13 protein-coding genes and 2 tRNA genes are annotated in these 17,198 nt (G+C 64.8%); 9 read left to right on the forward strand and 6 right to left on the reverse strand.

The features are described 5' to 3' along the window. Positions 1–185 precede the first annotated feature (185 nt). The 3 genes from QW887_RS20690 to QW887_RS20700 form a co-directional block, all read right to left on the reverse strand. Complete coding sequence (locus QW887_RS20690) at positions 186–578, reverse strand: hypothetical protein (protein ID WP_316194896.1); 393 nt, start codon at positions 576–578, stop codon at positions 186–188. A gap of 218 nt (positions 579–796) precedes the next feature. Next, positions 797–2,206: a type I glutamate--ammonia ligase gene (gene glnA, locus QW887_RS20695; protein ID WP_006611030.1), complete on the reverse strand. Its 1,410-nt coding sequence runs from the start codon at positions 2,204–2,206 to the stop codon at positions 797–799. 222 nt (positions 2,207–2,428) lie between these two features. Continuing rightward, entirely contained in the window at positions 2,429–2,767 is a 339-nt protein-coding gene (locus QW887_RS20700; RefSeq protein ID WP_009027873.1) for a P-II family nitrogen regulator, read from the reverse strand. Positions 2,768–3,305: 538 nt separating this feature from the next. On the opposite strand from QW887_RS20700, the gene QW887_RS20705 reads away from it, so the two are divergent. Then, a complete protein-coding gene (locus QW887_RS20705; protein WP_316194897.1) occupies positions 3,306–4,805 on the forward strand; it encodes an NAD(P)H-hydrate dehydratase in 1,500 nt (499 codons plus the stop codon). Positions 4,806–4,979: 174 nt separating this feature from the next. On the opposite strand, the gene QW887_RS20710 is transcribed toward QW887_RS20705, so the two are convergent. Both QW887_RS20710 and QW887_RS20715 read right to left on the reverse strand, forming a co-directional pair. Further along, positions 4,980–6,062: an enolase C-terminal domain-like protein gene (locus QW887_RS20710; protein ID WP_316194898.1), complete on the reverse strand. Its 1,083-nt coding sequence runs from the start codon at positions 6,060–6,062 to the stop codon at positions 4,980–4,982. Between the two features lie 27 nt (positions 6,063–6,089). Continuing rightward, positions 6,090–7,394: a multicopper oxidase family protein gene (locus tag QW887_RS20715; RefSeq protein ID WP_316194936.1), complete on the reverse strand. Its 1,305-nt coding sequence runs from the start codon at positions 7,392–7,394 to the stop codon at positions 6,090–6,092. A 174-nt stretch (positions 7,395–7,568) separates the two neighbouring features. Here QW887_RS20715 and QW887_RS20720 point away from each other — a divergent pair. From QW887_RS20720 to QW887_RS20750, 7 genes are all read left to right on the forward strand, one after another. After that, positions 7,569–7,653: transfer RNA gene (locus tag QW887_RS20720), tRNA-Leu, on the forward strand. Between the two features lie 172 nt (positions 7,654–7,825). Beyond that, positions 7,826–9,184, forward strand: coding sequence for a trigger factor (tig, locus tag QW887_RS20725; protein WP_316165219.1), 1,359 nt, complete (start codon positions 7,826–7,828; stop codon positions 9,182–9,184). Between the two features lie 298 nt (positions 9,185–9,482). Next, positions 9,483–10,115: an ATP-dependent Clp protease proteolytic subunit gene (locus QW887_RS20730; protein WP_315711531.1), complete on the forward strand. Its 633-nt coding sequence runs from the start codon at positions 9,483–9,485 to the stop codon at positions 10,113–10,115. A gap of 444 nt (positions 10,116–10,559) precedes the next feature. Next, a complete protein-coding gene (clpX, locus tag QW887_RS20735) occupies positions 10,560–11,834 on the forward strand; it encodes an ATP-dependent Clp protease ATP-binding subunit ClpX (protein ID WP_012044595.1) in 1,275 nt (424 codons plus the stop codon). 327 nt (positions 11,835–12,161) lie between these two features. After that, complete coding sequence (gene lon, locus QW887_RS20740) at positions 12,162–14,585, forward strand: endopeptidase La (protein WP_315711533.1); 2,424 nt, start codon at positions 12,162–12,164, stop codon at positions 14,583–14,585. Positions 14,586–14,770: 185 nt separating this feature from the next. After that, a tRNA-Val gene (locus QW887_RS20745) sits at positions 14,771–14,847 on the forward strand. Positions 14,848–15,179: 332 nt separating this feature from the next. Beyond that, positions 15,180–15,665 carry a cyclic nucleotide-binding domain-containing protein gene (locus tag QW887_RS20750; protein WP_316185773.1) on the forward strand — a complete coding sequence of 162 codons (486 nt, stop codon included), beginning with the start codon at positions 15,180–15,182 and terminating at the stop codon, positions 15,663–15,665. Here the strand turns inward: QW887_RS20750 and QW887_RS20755 are convergent. Beyond that, on the reverse strand, positions 15,604–16,431 hold the full coding sequence (locus tag QW887_RS20755; RefSeq protein WP_316165222.1) for a metallophosphoesterase: 828 nt from the start codon (positions 16,429–16,431) through the stop codon (positions 15,604–15,606). The genes QW887_RS20750 and QW887_RS20755 overlap by 62 nt on opposite strands. Between QW887_RS20755 and QW887_RS20760 the strand changes: the two genes are divergently transcribed. After that, a complete protein-coding gene (locus QW887_RS20760; protein WP_316170109.1) occupies positions 16,430–17,191 on the forward strand; it encodes a hypothetical protein in 762 nt (253 codons plus the stop codon). The two genes, QW887_RS20755 and QW887_RS20760, sit on opposite strands and share 2 nt — an antisense overlap. Positions 17,192–17,198 lie beyond the last annotated feature (7 nt).

A 17,198-nucleotide genomic window follows, 5' to 3' on the forward strand; every position in this document is an offset into this window, starting at 1 on the left:
GGGGTGGTGCGGCAAGATCTCCATCAGGAAAGCTTGCCGCGTTTCTCGATAGCCACGACAACGCAGCGCTCGTCAATGGGCGCCGGTCGCAGGCGCGTCCGGCGGATTCTCCGAGAGCGGCCGTCTCCTACGGCCAAGCCCAATCCGTGCAGTTCGTCCCGCGCGTGGCGAGAGCGCGGCTGCGATCAGGGCTTTGCGAGATGCCAGGCGTTGTTCAGGAAGCCGTCGCCTGTGATGTCGCCGGGCTTTTGATCCTTGGCGAAGGTGTAGAGCGGCTTGCCCTTGTAAGCCCACTGCCTCGAGCCGTCGTCCCGGGTGATGATGGTGTAGTTGGCGTCGGCCTTGTCGCTGGCTTCGGCTTTCAGGACCGGCCAGTTGGTCGCGCAGGGACCGTTGCAGGCTGATTTGCCGTCGACGTCCTTGTCGAACGTGTAGAGCGTCATGCCCTTGTTGTCGGTGAGGATGTCACCCTTCGTGCTGCTGCCGCTCTTGGTTGGAGGCGCCGCGCTGGCGGACGAGATCGCCGCGAGTGAGATTGCGGCGGTCACGAAGAGGCGCGAGATCGAAAGCCTGGTCATTCGAAATCTCCCAATGCATGTGGATCACAGGGATAGAAACTCATTCCGGCCCGATCTATTCCTTGCGCCTGTCCCTATTCGTCATTGGGAGGAATGTCGTACCGCCGTTCTGGCGCTCATGCCGGCCTTGGCCTTCGCAGCACGGCACTGCGACACCAATGAAAAGGGCGCCCCGTGAGGGGCGCCCTGGTGTCGTCATCCGCCGATCAATCGGGCTGTCAGCCCGAGTAGTACATGTCGAACTCAACCGGGTGCGGGGTCATTTCGAAGCGCTCGACCTCGGTCATCTTCAGCGCGATGTAGCTGTCGATGAAGTCGTCGTCGAACACGCCGCCGGCCTTCAGGAAGGCGCGGTCCTTGTCGAGGTTCTCGAGCGCCTCGCGCAAGCTGCCGCAGACGGTCGGGATCTGCTTCAGCTCTTCCTTCGGCAGGTCGTAGAGGTCCTTGTCCATCGCCGGGCCCGGATCGAGCTTGTTCTTCACGCCGTCGAGGCCGGCCATCAGCATCGCGGCAAAGCCGAGATAGGGATTGGCGAGCGGATCGGGGAAGCGGACCTCGACGCGCTTGGCCTTCGGCGACGAGGTGTAGGGGATGCGGCAGGACGCCGAGCGGTTGCGCGCGGAGTAGGCGAGCAGCACCGGCGCCTCATAGCCCGGGACCAGACGCTTGTAGGAGTTGGTCGACGGGTTGGTGAAGGCGTTGATGGCCTTGGCGTGCTTGATGATGCCGGCGATGTAGGACAGGCAGGTCTCCGACAGGTCGGAGTACTTGTTGCCCGCGAACACCGGCTTGCCGTCCTTCCAGATCGACTGGTGGACGTGCATGCCCGAGCCGTTGTCGCCATAGACCGGCTTCGGCATGAAGGTGGCGGTCTTGCCGTAGATGTGGGCGACCTGATGGATGCAGTATTTGTAGATCTGCATCTGGTCGGCCATCAAGGTCAGCGTATCGAACTTCATGCCGAGCTCGTGCTGGGCCGAGGCGACCTCGTGATGGTGCTTCTCGACCTTGACGCCCATGCGGGCCATGGCGCCGAGCATCTCCGAGCGCATGTCCTGCACCGAGTCCTGCGGCGGCACCGGGAAGTAGCCCGCCTTGGTGCGGATGCGGTGGCCGAGATTGCCGCCCTCATATTCGGTGTCGGAGTTGGTCGGCAGCTCCGAGGAGTCCAGGCGGAAGCCGGTGTTGTACGGCGACGAGCTGTAGCGCACGTCGTCGAATACGAAGAACTCGGCTTCGGGGCCGACGAACACGGTGTCGCCCACGCCCATCGACTTCACCATCGCCTCGGCCTTCTTGGCGATGCCGCGGGGGTCGCGGTTGTACGGCTCGCCGGTGGTCGGCTCGAGCACGTCGCAGGTGATGATCATGGTGGTTTCGGCGAAGAACGGATCGATCGTCGCGGTCACCGGGTCGGGCATCAGGCACATGTCGGATTCATTGATCGCCTTCCAGCCGGCGATCGAGGAGCCGTCGAACATCGTGCCTTCGGCAAAAATGTCTTCGTCGATCATGCTGACGTCGAAGGTGACGTGCTGCCACTTGCCCCGCGGGTCGGTGAAGCGGAGGTCGACGTATTTGACGTCATTGTCCTTGATTGCTTTCAAGACGTCCTTGGCGGTCTTCATGAATACCCCTCTTGGCTTATAACGTCACGGCCCGGCGCGGGACGGCGTCCGCGGGTCATGCTCCATAGCCTCGTGCGGGAGCCAAGACAACATCGGAAACGGCAAAACGGCCGCGTGCAAGCGCCTCGCAGAGGACACTCGAGCTGCCGTGGGGGCTGCTGGCGCAGCAAACGTTCCGTGGGGGGCCCGGAGCGGACGGTCCGTTGAGGCCCCCCGGTCAGGCTAGATCGCGTCCAGCCCGGATTCTCCGGTTCGGATGCGGATGGCTTCCTCGATGTTGGACACGAAGATCTTGCCGTCGCCGATGCGGCCGGTCTGGGCGGCGCGGCGGATCGCCTCGATCGCGCGCTCGACCAGGTCGTCGCCGATCACGATCTCGATCTTCACCTTGGGCAGGAAATCAACGATGTATTCGGCGCCCCGGTAAAGCTCGGCATGGCCTTTTTGCCGGCCGAAACCCTTCGCTTCGGTAACGGTGATGCCCTGAAGTCCCACCTCCTGAAGCGCCTCCTTCACCTCGTCGAGCTTGAACGGCTTGATGATGGCTTCGATCTTCTTCACTGAGCGCCTCCCGGGCATTCCGCTATAAACAACATGTGGGTCATCGTCAGGCTGCGCCCACGCGCAAGTCGTTCGATCATTTCGTTACCGGGCCCAACACTCTCCGGCGGAGGCCCGGTGATTGATTGCCCGACTTGCCCCGTGCCGAAGTGGCTCCACAAAAGCAGGGTCTATGCCAAGTCGTTAACGGGCCCAAATGGAGCCGATATTCAGGCATTTCACCAGCACCCGACGATTCCCTCAAGGAACGTCTAGAATACCGGAGCCTTGAGATTAGGCAAACAGATCAAACATTGTGCAAGTCTTGACGGCGGAGCCGCGCGCTGTCCGAAATGCCCAGGGAAAAGGCGACGTGCCGGGTTTCGTCGCGTCTTGCCAGATGTGCAGCGCCCTTGGAAGTTGCGGGCTGGCGCGGCAATAGGGAGCGCGGGATTCGCCCGCACCGGCTCCGAGGGACGGGGCGCCGACGTCCGCTGCGAGGCGACGGGGACGACATCACGCAGCCGGCGCAAGACGGCGGCTGGGGACGAGAGCGGTAATGGACATCTTGACCACGAGCGAAATGGAGCGCGCCGACCGGCTGACCATCGCGGCCGGCACGCCGGGCTTTTCGCTGATGCTGAGCGCCGGACAGGCGGTGGCCGAGGCGGCCATGGACCTGGTCGAGACCGGGCCGATCGTGGTCGTGTGTGGGCCGGGCAACAATGGCGGTGACGGCTTCGTTGCCGCGGCCGAGCTCGCCGCGCAGGGCAGGGACGTGTCGGTCATCCTGATGTGCGAGCGCGACGCGCTGCACGGCGACGCGGCCTCCGCCGCCAAGGGCTGGAAGTTTCCGGTGCTGCCGTTCACGCCGCAGGCGATCGGCAAGCCGGCGCTGATCATCGACGCGCTGTTCGGCGCAGGTCTCAGCCGGCCCGTCACCGGCGAGCCCCATGACGTCATCGCAGCGATCAACGGCAATGGCGCGCCGGTGCTCGCCGTCGACCTGCCGAGCGGCATCAACGGCACCACGGCCGCGGTGATGGGCATCGCGGTCCGCGCCACCGAGACGGTGACCTTCTTCCGCAAGAAGCCGGCGCACCTGCTGCTGCCGGGCCGCCAGCATTGCGGGCGCGTCCGGCTCGCCGACATCGGCATCGATCCCCAGGTGCTCGCCGAGATCAGGCCGCAGGCCTTCGAGAACGATCCCGAGCTGTGGCAGGGCCATTTTCCGGTGCCACGCATCGACGGCCACAAATACGCCCGCGGGCACGTGCTGGCGATGTCTGGCGACGTCACCGCCACGGGCGCGGCGCGGATGGCCGCGCGGGCCGCATTGCGGGCGGGCGCCGGCCTGGTCACGCTGGCCTCGCCGCGCGATGCGCTGGCGGTCAATGCTGCGGCGCTGACGGCGGTGATGGTGCGTGCCGCCGACACCGCAATCGCGTTCGGCGAATTGCTCGGCGACAAGCGCTACAACACCTGCATCATCGGACCCGGCACCGGCGTCAGCGAGCGCACGCGCGACCTCGTCTACACCGCGCTGACGGCGCAGCGTCATCTCGTGCTCGATGCCGACGCATTGACGAGCTTCGCCGATGCGCCGGAGCGGTTGTTCGAGCAGATCAGGGCGATGACCGAGGCGCAGATCGTGCTGACGCCGCACGAGGGCGAATTCCCGCGGCTGTTCTCGGATCTCAGCAACAAGCATCCCGGCCGCTCCAAGCTGGAGCGCGTCCGCGCGGCGGCCGTGCGCTGCGGCGCCGTGGTGCTGTTGAAGGGCGCCGACACGACGGTGGCCGCGCCCGACGGCCGCGCCGCGATCGCCGCCAACGCGCCGCCCTGGCTCGCCACCGCCGGCGCCGGCGACGTGCTCGCCGGCATCATCGCCGGCTTGCTGGCGCAGGGTGTGCCGGCGTTCGAGGCCGCCTGCATCGGCGTCTGGATGCATGGCGAGGCGGGCAACGAGGCGGGACCGGGGCTGATCGCGGAGGATCTGACGGAGACCTTGCCTGCGGTGTTCCGGCGGCTCTATGACCGGTTCGGCGTCGAGTATTAATAGGGGCGAGTCGTCGCCTCAACCACACTGTCATGCCCGCGAAGGCGGGCATCCGGTACGCCGCGGCCTATCGATTTAGCCGCCGATGTCTCGGCGTACTGGATCGCCCGGTCGCGGGTGATGACAGTTGGGGGTGAGGCGGCGACGGCGCGTCCTGCTCTTGGCTGAACCTGCTCACGTCACCTGATATTTCGCCACCGTGCTCTCGTTCCAGGCGAGGCCGAGACCCGGGCCTCGCGCGGTGACCTTGCCGTCCACGATTTGCAGCGGCTCGGCGAGAATGGCGCCGGCGAAGTCCAGCACCTCGAGCCAGTGCGCCGTCGGCGTCACTGCCAGCACATGGGCGCTCGCCTCGGGCAGGATGTGGCTCGACATCGGGATCGAGGCGGCGTCGGCTTGCCCCGCGACGTTGAGCCAGCCGGTGATGCCGCCGACCTTCATCAGGTCGGGCATGATGAAGTCGGAGGCGCCGGCGGCGATCGCCTCGGCAAAGCCGCGCGGAAACCACCAGTTCTCGCCGGCCTGGATCGGGATCTCCGAGCGCTCGCGCACCCGGGCATGGCCGGAGAGGTTTTCCTGCGGCACCGGCTCCTCGATCCAGGTCAGGTCGTAGGCAGCAAGGTTGGTAATTCGACGTGTCGCCTCAGCGGGATCGAGCGACTGGTTGAAGTCGAGCATCAGCGCCATGTCCGGGCCGAGCAGGGCGCGCAGGCCCTTGATCATCGCTTCGTCGGTCGCGAGATCGCCATGACCGCCCTTGGTCTTGATGGCGCGGAAGCCGTGCTCGTCGCGCGCGGCGCGCAAGGTGCGCTCGTCGTCCTTGGCATCGAGCACGCCATAGCTGTCATAGGCCGGAATCGGCCGCGCCGTGCCGCCGAGCAGCTCGACGACGGGCTTGCCCGCGAGCTGACCGAGCGCATCCCAGAACGCCATGTCGAGGCCCGAGACGGCCATGCCGACGAGGCCCTGCCAGCCGAGCAGGCGGAATTTGGCGTCCATGAATTTCATCAGGTCGAACGGGACCAGCGCTTGGCTTTTGAGCTCTCGGCCGATCTCCTCGACCAGATGCAGCAGCGGTTTCAAGGCGAGCCTGGTGTAAGCGAACAGGTAGGAATGGCCGGTAACCCCCTGATCGGTTGCGACGTCGATCAGCACCAGCGGTCCGGAGTCGATGATGCCGAACGCGTTGCGCAGGGGGCGCTGCATGGGCGTGATCACGGCGCGCGCCGTGACCCCGGTGATGGCGGCAGTGGTCATGGGGACTGTTCCCTCAGGTTCGTTTCCTCACCTGATCTCATACCACCGCAGCAGCCGCGGCGCCGCCCAGTTGGTCGCCATGCTCTCGACCAGGAACCGGCCGGACTGCTCGGCAAGGAATGCAATGCGCTGGGTCTGGCCGGCCTCCAGCGCCAGCGTGTCGAGCCAATAGGGCTTCCAGCCGTCGTCGAGCCGGTCGAGCAGCCGAAACGGCTGGCCATGAAGGTGGACCACATGGGTGCCGGCGGTCTTGTTCGCCAATGCCAGCACGACCACTTGGCCGGCCTTGGCCTGGAAGGTGGGGGCGCCGGCGGCGTTGAACGCGGCGGGCGGTTGCCAGCCGGCGCCGTCGAGCGCGAGCTCGGCCCGAGCGGCGGTCCTCAGGTCCAGCTTGTCCGGCAACCCGTTCGACGGCAAAGGCGGCGCCGGCGGCGGTGGGGCGGCACGGAGCGGCGGCTCGCTCGACGCCACCAGCCGGGCGAGGGGACGCGGATTGCTGCCGTCGTGCAGCAGCACGGCCAGCACCGTCTTGGCGGCGGGCATGTCGATGAAGACGTCGGTACGGCCGCCGGGCGGCAGCACCACCGCGCCGTTTCGAGCCAGGAAAGGCTCGGCCGGCTGGCCGTCGATGGCCATCACGCGGACGGCGTCGAGGTCGGCGATTTTGATCGCGATCACAGCGCGTTGACAGCCATTGATGAACCGCAGCCTGACCCGTGCATGGGTCCGCAGCGCGATCTCCGGCTGGATGTGCCCGTTGACGGTGTAGATGAGCTCGGTGTCTTGCGCTTCGGTTCCTGGCGCAACCGCGGTGCCGTCCGCCTTGAGCCTGAAATCCTCGACCAGGAAAATTTCGTCGCGGTCGACAGTTACCGTCGCGGCCTCATCGACGATGACAGGCTGCGGGCGGATCGGCACGGCGTCGGCGAGCAGCCGCAGGTCGAGCAGGCCGGTCCCGGCCCGCGACGCCAGGGCTGGAATGGTGGCCCGGCCGCCGGGGCCGATCTCCGCCTGCGCCAGTAGCGGTGCGGGCAAAGTGAGGCCGCGGCTGGACAACGCGGCCGGGATCGAAAGGCCATTCGAAAGGTCAAGGTCGAGCGCCGTGCCGCGGGCGAGCCGGACCACCGGGGCCGGTGCAGCCAGCCGCCAGAGCGGGCTGGCCGAGCGTCCCTGGGCCAGCACGAGAGATTCGCCGCGAGCGTTCAACGAAACCGAGATTCGGCCACCGGCCCGAGCCGAGCGGGCAAACGAGGCCGCGCCGGCTGCCGCAAGGCCGCCGAGCAGGGCGCGGCGGCTGAGCCCCTCCGACGGTTCCGTCATGCGACAAAACATCGTGCGATGAGGGGGATGCGGATCATGCTGTTTTCCCTTATCTGTGCGTGCGACACGGTCGATCGGCCTGCCGGTGGTGCTTTCGACAGCCCATTTTTTTGCTGCGGACGGTTTCGTGCGTGGTATAAGCCGCGCCGCCCGCGGCACCGCGGCCGGGCTATCGATGCAGTTCACGCGGGCGTGGCGGAACTGGTAGACGCGCTGGATTTAGGTTCCAGTGACGAAAGTTGTGGGGGTTCGAGTCCCTCCGCCCGCACCAAGCGCTTCTCCGGCGTTTGCCCCAAGTTTTACCGGCAGACCCGCTCTCTCGGACAGAGAAGCGGGGCCGCCGATCCCACCGGCGCAAAGCCTTTTGCTGCGCGTCGTCCACAATTGAGTCAGATGTGTCCGGATCGCAAGGGTTCGGACCGAAGCGGAAGAAGATTGACGCCATGCAGGTCACAGAAACCTTGTCGGAAGGCTTGAAGCACGAGTTCCAGATCAGCGTTCCGGCGGCGGATCTCGACGCCAAGGCGGACGCCAAGCTGGTCGATCTCAAGGACAAGGTCCGCATCAACGGCTTCCGCCCCGGCAAGGTGCCGGTCGCGCATCTGAAGAAGATCTATGGCAAGTCGGTCATGGCGGAGACCATCGACCAGACCATCCGCGACACCAACACGCAGATCTTCACCGAGCGCGGCTTCCGCCTCGCCACCGAGCCGAAGGTGACGATGCCGACGGAGGAGGCCGAGGTCGAGAAGATCCTCTCCGGCCAGTCGGACCTGACCTACACCGTGGCCGTCGAGGTCGTGCCGGCGATTGCGCTCGCCGACTTCAAGACCTTCTCGGTCGAGAAGCCGGTGGCCGACATCACCGATGCCGATGTCGATGAGGCGATCAAGCGCCTGGCCGATGCCAACCGCAGCTACGCGGCGAAGGCCGAGAGCGCGAAGGCGGCGAGCGGTGACCGCGTGAAGATCAACTTCAAGGGCACGATCGACGGCGTCGCCTTCGAGGGCGGCACGGGTGAGGGCATCGACGTCGTGATCGGCTCGAACACCTTCATTCCCGGCTTCGAGGACCAGCTGATCGGTATCGGCGTCGGCGAGACCCGCACGCTGAAGGTCACGTTCCCGACCAATTATCTCAACAACGAGCTGGCCGGGAAGGCGGCGGAGTTCGAAACCACCGCCACCGCCATCGAGGCGCCCGAAGACAAGGTGGTGGACGATGAGTTCGCCAAGACGCTCGGCCTCGAATCGCTCGACAAGCTGAAGCAGTTGATGCGCGATCGTCTCGCCGGCGAGTTCAGCCAGGCGACCCGCCAGCGCGTCAAGCGCGCGCTGCTCGACCGTCTCGACGAGACCCACAAGTTCGATGCGCCGCCGTCGCTGATCGACGAGGAGTTCAACCTGATGTGGAACTCGGTCAAGGCCGAGATGGATTCCAGCGGCAAGACCTTCGCCGACGAGAACACCACCGAGGACAAGGCGAAGGAGGAGTACCGCACCATCGCCGACCGCCGCGTGCGCCTCGGCCTCGTGCTGTCGGAGATCGGCGAGAAGAACAAGATCACCGTGACCGACGACGAGGTCAGCCGCGCCGTGATCGAGCGTGCGCGCTCGATGCCGGGCCGCGAGAAGGAGGTCTGGGACTTCTATCGCAGCAACCCGCAGGCGCTCGCGCAGCTGCGCGCGCCAATCTACGAGGACAAGGTCGTCGACTTCATCCTCGAACTCGCCAACGTGACCGAGAAGAAGGTCTCCAAGGACGAGCTGTTCAAGGACGACGACAGCGACAAGGCGGCCTGAACAGGCTGTCCATCGTAGGGTTCGCGACATAAGCGCGAGATTAAGGTTGACCGGCGAAAGCGCCGGTCGTCCAGGTTCCGGCGCTGGCCGCCGCCGCGGGAATCAGCTTGAACAGGGCAACGACCTCGCTTGCGGCGGCCCAGGGCACCCGGTCTTGTCACCGGCAAATTGGTCCATATCTGTGGGCTCGGTCTTGAAGTTCTGCATCACGGGACACCTGTCCGTCGCTGCTCGTTGAAATGAGCCTCACCTGCGGCGGCCGGTCGTCTCAACTGCTGGTCCAACCCTTGGGTGATTCATGCGCGATCCCGTCGAAACCTATATGAACCTTGTGCCTATGGTGGTCGAACAGACCAACCGCGGCGAGCGCGCCTACGACATCTTCTCGCGCCTCCTGAAGGAGCGCATCATCTTCGTGACCGGTCCGGTCGAGGACGGCATGGCGACCCTGATCGTCGCTCAGCTCCTGTTCCTCGAGGCCGAGAACCCGAAGAAGGAAATCGCGATGTACATCAACTCGCCCGGTGGCGTGGTGACGTCGGGCCTCGCGATCTACGACACGATGCAGTTCATCCGTCCGGCGGTGTCGACGCTGTGCACCGGCCAGGCGGCCTCGATGGGCTCGCTGCTGCTCTGTGCCGGCCACAAGGACATGCGCTTCTCGCTGCCGAACTCGCGCATCATGGTGCATCAGCCGTCCGGCGGGTTCCAGGGCCAGGCGACCGATATCATGCTGCACGCCCAGGAGATCCTGAACCTGAAGAAGCGGCTGAACGAGATCTACGTCAAGCACACCGGCCAGCCCTACAAGGCGATTGAGGACGCCCTGGAGCGCGACAAGTTCCTCACGGCGGAAGCCGCCCAGGAGTTCGGCCTGATCGACAAGGTCATCGACAAGCGGCCGGAAGATCCGGCGGCGATGGGCAAGTGAGCCAACAGTAAGCGACGCGGGGCCCGATGGACGGGCCTGGGGGATGTAACGGCGGCTCCTTTACCGGCTTCGGTCGGCAAAGGTGCTGAGGTAGGGTCCCAAAAGAGCCGCAACCTTGCCGTGCGGCCGGCAAATAGGCGTGGCAAACACGCAACGCTCCGCTGATTTCGCGTGTTATTGCCGTGTCAAGCCCCAAAATCACGGTAATGTCACGGTCTAGGGTCTGTGCTCCGATTAGCGAATTCTTGATAGTCGGATGACAGCATGATTGGCTAGAGTGTCGAGTTATGGATCGTGGGGGATTCGCGTAGGTCGTGGGTGCACGACAGGTGAAGAACAAGGTGTTAATTTTGGTACGAAATTTGCTCTTTCACCAGTCTGGTCCGGCCCGTGCCGGATCGGGACGAACGAGCGGACAAGAGCGAACCGCGGACGGAGACAGGAATGAGTAAGGTCGGCACGAGCGACTCGAAGAACACGCTATATTGCTCGTTCTGCGGCAAGAGCCAGCACGAAGTCCGCAAACTGATCGCAGGTCCAACCGTCTTCATCTGCGACGAGTGCGTCGAACTCTGCATGGACATCATCCGCGAGGAGAACAAGTCCTCGCTGGTCAAGTCGCGCGACGGGATTCCGACCCCGAAGGAGATCTGCAAGGTCCTGGACGATTACGTCATCGGCCAGAACCATGCGAAGAAGGTGCTCTCGGTCGCCGTCCACAACCACTACAAGCGGCTGAATCACCAGACCAAGCACTCGGACGTCGAACTCGCGAAGTCGAACATCCTGCTGATCGGTCCGACCGGCTCGGGCAAGACGCTGCTGGCGCAGACGCTGGCGCGCATCCTGGACGTGCCGTTCACGATGGCGGATGCGACGACCCTGACCGAGGCCGGCTATGTCGGTGAGGACGTCGAGAACATCATCCTGAAGCTGTTGCAGGCGGCCGACTACAATGTCGAGCGCGCGCAGCGTGGCATTGTCTACATCGACGAGATCGACAAGATCAGTCGCAAGTCGGACAATCCCTCGATCACCCGCGACGTGTCGGGCGAGGGCGTCCAGCAGGCGCTGCTCAAGATCATGGAGGGTACGGTTGCGTCGGTTCCGCCGCAGGGCGGCCGCAAGCATCCGCAGCAGGAGTTCCTGCAGGTCGACACCACCAACATCCTGTTCATCTGCGGTGGTGCGTTCTCCGGCCTCGAGAAGATCATCTCGGCGCGCGGCCGGTCGACCTCGATCGGCTTCGCCGCCCAGGTTCTGGCGCCGGAGGACCGCCGCACCGGCGAGATCTTCCGTCACGTCGAGCCTGAGGATCTCCTGAAGTACGGCCTGATCCCCGAGTTCGTCGGCCGTCTTCCGGTCGTTGCGACGCTCGAGGACCTCGACGAGAACTCGCTGAAGAAGATCCTGACCGAGCCCAAGAACGCGCTGGTGAAGCAGTATCAGCGGCTGTTCGAGATGGAGAACATCGAGCTCACCTTCGCCGACGAGGCGCTGGGCGCGGTGGCGCGCAAGGCCATCGAGCGCAAGACCGGCGCGCGTGGTCTGCGGTCGATCCTCGAGAGCATCCTGCTCGAGACGATGTTCGACCTGCCGGGTCTCGAGGGTGTCGAGGAAGTGGTCATCTCGCGTGAAGTGGTCGAGGGCACCGCCCGCCCGCTGTACATTTACGCCGATCGCTCCGATCGCGCGGTGGAAAGCAGCGCCAGCGCGTGAGGCGCGCTGGTACGAGAGACAGAAGACCTCGATTTATTAGATCGGCGATCGCCGCGGACGTCATGTCCGCGGCATCGCAGCGTTTCAGCGTCCCGCCGCGTAAAGCCATTTTTGGCGGGTGTTTACCGATACTTGACACCCCCCGGGTCGATAGCCACCTAATGTCGCGTGGCGATACAAATCTCAATCCCGGGATTCGCCTCAACAACGATCCGAAACAAGCGGGCGATATCGACGCGTCAGTGATGTCCGGATCAGATCGCACCTTGTGGCGGTTGCGCACGATGGCGGACTGCGTGCAAGGGGGCTAAACAAAAGGAACAGGCCATGACGACCCCCAAACCCCGGCCGACCATCGTTTACGGCGAGAGCCACGCCTATCCGGTTCTGCCGCTCCGCGACATCGTCGTCTTCCCGCACAACATCGTTCCGCTGTTCGTCGGCCGCGAGAAATCCATCCGCGCCCTCGAAGAGGTGATGAAGAACGACGCGCTGGTGATGCTCGCGACGCAGAAGAACGCGTCCGACGACGATCCAGCTCCGGATGCGATCTACGAGACCGGGACGCTCGCCAGCGTGCTGCAACTCCTGAAGCTGCCCGACGGCACCGTGAAGGTGCTGGTCGAGGGCCTGGAGCGCGCGCGCGTCGAGAAATACACCGATCGTGCCGACTACTACGAAGCCACTGCCGTTGCGCTCGAGGACACCGACGCCAAGTCGGTCGAAGCCGAGGCACTCGGGCGCTCCGTCGTGTCGGACTTCGAGAGCTATGTGAAGCTGAACAAGAAGATCTCTGCAGAGGTCGTCGGCGTCGTTCAGTCGATCACCGATTTCGGTAAGCTGGCCGACACCGTCGCCTCGCATCTCGCCGTCAAGATCGCCGATCGCCAGGGCATCCTGGAGACGCTGTCCGTCACCACGCGCCTGGAGAAGGTGCTGGGCCTGATGGAGAGCGAGATCTCGGTGCTGCAGGTCGAGAAGCGCATCCGCTCGCGTGTCAAGCGCCAGATGGAGAAGACCCAGCGCGAGTACTACCTGAATGAGCAGATGAAGGCCATTCAGAAGGAGCTGGGCGACGAGGACGGCCGCGACGAGCTCGCCGATTTGGAAGAGCGCATCAACAAGACCAAGCTCTCCAAGGAAGCGCGCGAGAAGGCCCAGCACGAGCTGAAGAAGCTACGCCAGATGTCGCCGATGTCCGCGGAAGCGACTGTCGTGCGCAACTATCTGGATTGGCTGCTGTCGATCCCGTGGAACAAGAAGTCCAAGGTGAAGAAGGATCTGGAGGCCGCGCAGGCGGTTCTGGATGCGGATCATTATGGGCTGGAGAAGGTCAAGGACCGCATCGTCGAGTACCTGGCGGTGCAGTCGCGCGCCAACAAGCTGACCGGCCCGATCCTGTGCCTGGTCGGACCTCCCGGCGTCGGCAAGACCTCGCTCGGCAAGTCGATCGCGAAGGCCACCGGCCGCGAGTTCGTTCGCGTGTCGCTGGGCGGAGTGCGCGACGAGGCGGAGATCCGCGGTCATCGCCGGACCTATATCGGCTCGATGCCCGGCAAGATCATCCAGTCGATGCGCAAGGCCAAGACCTCGAACCCGCTGTTCCTGTTGGACGAGATCGACAAGATGGGCTCGGACTTCCGGGGTGACCCGTCGTCGGCGCTGCTGGAGGTCCTGGACCCCGAGCAGAACACGACCTTCAACGATCACTATCTGGAGGTCGACTACGACCTGTCGAACGTCATGTTCATCACGACCGCGAATACGCTGAATATTCCCGGGCCGCTGATGGACCGCATGGAGATCATCCGCATCGCAGGCTACACCGAGACCGAAAAGCTCGAGATCGCCCGCAAGCACCTGATCCCCAGCGCGATCTCCAAGCACGGACTGGACTCGAAGGAGTGGTCGATCGACGACGACGCATTGCTGCTCGTGATCCGGCGCTACACCCGCGAAGCGGGCGTACGTAATCTGGAGCGTGAGATTTCCACACTGGCCCGCAAGGCCGTGAAGGAGCTCATGATGTCCAAGAAGAAGTCGGTGAAGATCACCGAGAAGACCGTTGAGGAATTCTTGGGTGTTCCGAAGTTCCGCTTCGGTGAGATCGAGAGCGACGATCAGATCGGGATCGTCACGGGTCTGGCATGGACCGATGTCGGCGGTGAGCTGCTCACCATTGAAGGCGTCATGATGCCCGGCAAGGGCAAGATGACGGTGACGGGCAATCTGCGCGACGTCATGAAGGAGTCGATCTCGGCGGCGGCGTCCTACGTCCGCTCGCGGGCGATCGTCTACGGCATCGAGCCGCCGATGTTCGACCGCCGCGACATCCACGTCCACGTTCCGGAGGGGGCGACCCCGAAGGACGGTCCGTCGGCGGGCGTCGCGATGGCAACCGCAATCATCTCGGTCATGACGGGCATTCCGATCCGTCACGACGTCGCGATGACCGGTGAGATCACCTTGCGTGGTCGCGTGCTGCCGATCGGCGGTCTGAAGGAGAAGCTCCTGGCCGCGGCCCGCGGCGGCATCAAGACGGTGCTGATCCCCGAGGACAACGCCAAGGATCTCACGGAGATTTCCGATGCGATCAAGGGCGGCATGGAGATCATCCCGGTCTCCCGTCTCGACGACGTCGTCGCCCGGGCCCTGGTCCGCAAGCCGGTGCCGATCGTCTGGGAAGAGGACACCAAGGTCCCGGTGAAAGCCGATGGCGACGAAGCCGCCGGCGGCCTGACCGCCCACTGAGGTCCGAACTGATCCAAGAAAACGGCGCCCGTAAGGGCGCCGTTTTCGTTTGGGGGATCGAGCCACCGACCCTTCGAGCGTGCGTGGTCTGCCCCCACCGTTCCCGCTGCGGCGGTTTCTCGCTGCCGCCGCGTGGTTCCGGCGTTGATTGAGGATCGGGCAGGGGGTAAAGAAGCGCGACGTGAGGGCGGCTAGCTCAGCTGGTTAGAGCATCTCGTTTACACCGAGAGGGTCGGGAGTTCGAATCTCTCGCCGCCTACCATTAGCATCCGCTGGGACGCACCCTCGCAATGGTGACGCTGCTATTGTGGTGCGTCGATTTTCCAAGCTGATGGCGATCCTCTCCAGAAGCGCGTTTGTGCGTCGGGTTTCATCGATCTGCTGCTCTCCAAGCTGAGCCACCTTGCCATCGAGCCTCGGCGGCTGAGCCAAACCCACGTCCCGATCACGATGATGGCGCCGCCGAGTGCTCAATTCGGACAAGGGTTCAAAATCCTTTGCGACAGCTGGTGCGAAGCGCCCGGACGATTTCGCGTGGCGATGAACCGTTCTTCGGCTAGCTTAGCGCGCGGCGTGAACATCGCGGGCGAACCGATGACCGACTTCCTGCGCCACTGCACCGGCGGACATGAGCGCGCCATTCCGGCGGGCACCATGCTGCTCGAGGAGGGGCACAACACTGGGCATCTCTACATCCTGCTCGACGGAGAGCTGGAGGTGATCAAGGCCGGCGCCACGGTGGCCGTCATCTCCGAGCCGGGCGCGCTGTTCGGCGAGATGTCGCTCCTGCTGGAGCAGCCGCACACGGCGACCGTGCGGGCGCTCGTCGATTGCCGGATCTACGAGATCCCGGATGCGCCACGCTTCCTCAGTGAAAATCCCGAGGCGACGCTCGCGATTGCGCGCATGCTGGCGCAGCGCCTCAACGTCGCCAACAGCTATCTCGCCGACCTGAAGCGGCAATATGCCGGCCACGGCACCCATCTTTCGATGGTCGGCGAGGTGCTGCAGAGCATGATCAACCTGCCGCCGCAGCAGGTTTCGCCAGGAACGGATCTGGAATCCGATCCACGACTCTGAGCCAGTCCGGCGCCGCCGTCACGGGCTGCGCCGGGCGTTGCAGGGGGCCGGCGAGATCGATCCATTCGGCTTGCCCCGCCGCCAACCAGAAGGCGCGCCCTTCGTCGGTGTCGAGCACCATGTAGGTCGGCGGTCGCCCGGGTTGCCGCCCGGTGTTGAAGACCCAAGTCTCACCGACGCGATCGAACCAGGACCCATCCGTGATGAAGGGCGACTGGTGGACGTGGCCGGAGATCACCATCGCCGGGCGGTGCCGCGCGATGAAGCCTTCGAGCTCGGTGTCGCCGAAGAAGCGCTTGCCGCCCCAGCTCACCGGCGAGTTGGCCGGCGGCGCATGATGCACCCAGATCCAGCGGGCTGTGTCGCGCCTCGCGGCGGCATCGAGCTGGCTTGCGATGGCGGCCTTGACGAGAGGACCGTCCCACCATGGGCAAACCGAGAACAGCGTGTCGCCGATCAGAAGGTCATCGCCGTCGGCTGCGATGCCGAGCTCGCGGACCGTCCTGATCCAGGCCGCGATCTTCTCGCCATCCGGGTTGCGCTCCTCCAGGTCGTGATTGCCCGAGCAGATCATGACCCGCGTCTTGGCCGCCAGGAGCGCGAGATATGTCTTCACGACCACGATCTGGGCGCGAATGTCGACGATCGAGGCGAGATCGAGCGCATCGCCGGCGAACACCACCGCATCAAAATGATCGGCAGCCGCCACCAGCCAGTCGAACTGCGGCAGCGAGTAATGAAGATCGGCAACGATGAGTGCGCGCATGTGGCTCCTGACGCACCTGATCGAAGCAAGAGCGAGACCAGACCCGGCGACACCAGAGGCTGTCCCGCTATTGCATTGCGCTACGGCGCTCGCCAGCAGGTCCGCGCGCATCTATCGATCCCTCACCCGCGGCGGTATGATGGGGCCGTTGTTCAGCCGCAGCTGCCAATTGCGAGTGTCCATGTCTCGTCGTCCGCGACCGCCAATGACTGTTTCCTTCGTCCGCACCGGCGAACGCCGCTACGCGGTGCGCGCGACGCTCGGCGACGGACACACCCTCGAAATGAGCCCGGCGCCTGGCTTCGATCCCTGGATGCCGCATGATCTGCAACACTTCATCGTCGAAAAGCATCTCGGGATTGACGGCGCCGTATTCGGGCGGCTCGCGGCCGGCGGCACGGCCGGGACCTTTCATTTGGTCCCGCATGCGACCTCGTCCCGCGAGGCCGCGCGGCTGCGCCGCAGGCATGAGACCAAGGACCAGCGCCTGATGCCGGAACGCAGCGAGGACTATGCCCGCTCCGAGCGCGCTACATATGTGTGCTGGCAGGACTGGCTGCAGCAGGCTGACGATCCGGCGCTGCGGGCGCGCGGGGCCGAGATGGCACCGTCGGCGCGCAGTCTGCTGGACGGGATGTCAGCGGAGGAGCGCGCGGCCTACACGCCGGCGCGGCGCGACGCCATCCGACAGGAGTTCGCGCGTCTGAGCCGACGTTGGAGCGCTCTCGCCATCGGCGAAAGTCTCTCCGAACCGTGGTGAGGAACGG

Source organism: Bradyrhizobium sp. SZCCHNRI3052, assembly GCF_032484895.1.
Lineage (GTDB): Bacteria > Pseudomonadota > Alphaproteobacteria > Rhizobiales > Xanthobacteraceae > Bradyrhizobium.

Excerpts from the sequence above, each read along its gene's own strand:
- QW887_RS20755 (WP_316165222.1), bottom strand. The coding sequence starts at position 16,431 with ATGCGCGCACTCATCGTTGCCGATCTTCATTACTCGCTGCCGCAGTTC.
- QW887_RS20715 (WP_316194936.1), bottom strand. The coding sequence starts at position 7,394 with ATGTTTTGTCGCATGACGGAACCGTCGGAGGGGCTCAGCCGCCGCGCC.
- QW887_RS20690 (WP_316194896.1), bottom strand. The coding sequence starts at position 578 with ATGACCAGGCTTTCGATCTCGCGCCTCTTCGTGACCGCCGCAATCTCA.
- tig (WP_316165219.1), top strand. The coding sequence starts at position 7,826 with ATGCAGGTCACAGAAACCTTGTCGGAAGGCTTGAAGCACGAGTTCCAG.
- QW887_RS20730 (WP_315711531.1), top strand. The coding sequence starts at position 9,483 with ATGCGCGATCCCGTCGAAACCTATATGAACCTTGTGCCTATGGTGGTC.
- QW887_RS20705 (WP_316194897.1), top strand. The coding sequence starts at position 3,306 with ATGGACATCTTGACCACGAGCGAAATGGAGCGCGCCGACCGGCTGACC.
- QW887_RS20750 (WP_316185773.1), top strand. The coding sequence starts at position 15,180 with ATGACCGACTTCCTGCGCCACTGCACCGGCGGACATGAGCGCGCCATT.
- clpX (WP_012044595.1), top strand. The coding sequence starts at position 10,560 with ATGAGTAAGGTCGGCACGAGCGACTCGAAGAACACGCTATATTGCTCG.
- QW887_RS20760 (WP_316170109.1), top strand. The coding sequence starts at position 16,430 with ATGTGGCTCCTGACGCACCTGATCGAAGCAAGAGCGAGACCAGACCCG.
- QW887_RS20710 (WP_316194898.1), bottom strand. The coding sequence starts at position 6,062 with ATGACCACTGCCGCCATCACCGGGGTCACGGCGCGCGCCGTGATCACG.
- glnA (WP_006611030.1), bottom strand. The coding sequence starts at position 2,206 with ATGAAGACCGCCAAGGACGTCTTGAAAGCAATCAAGGACAATGACGTC.
- lon (WP_315711533.1), top strand. The coding sequence starts at position 12,162 with ATGACGACCCCCAAACCCCGGCCGACCATCGTTTACGGCGAGAGCCAC.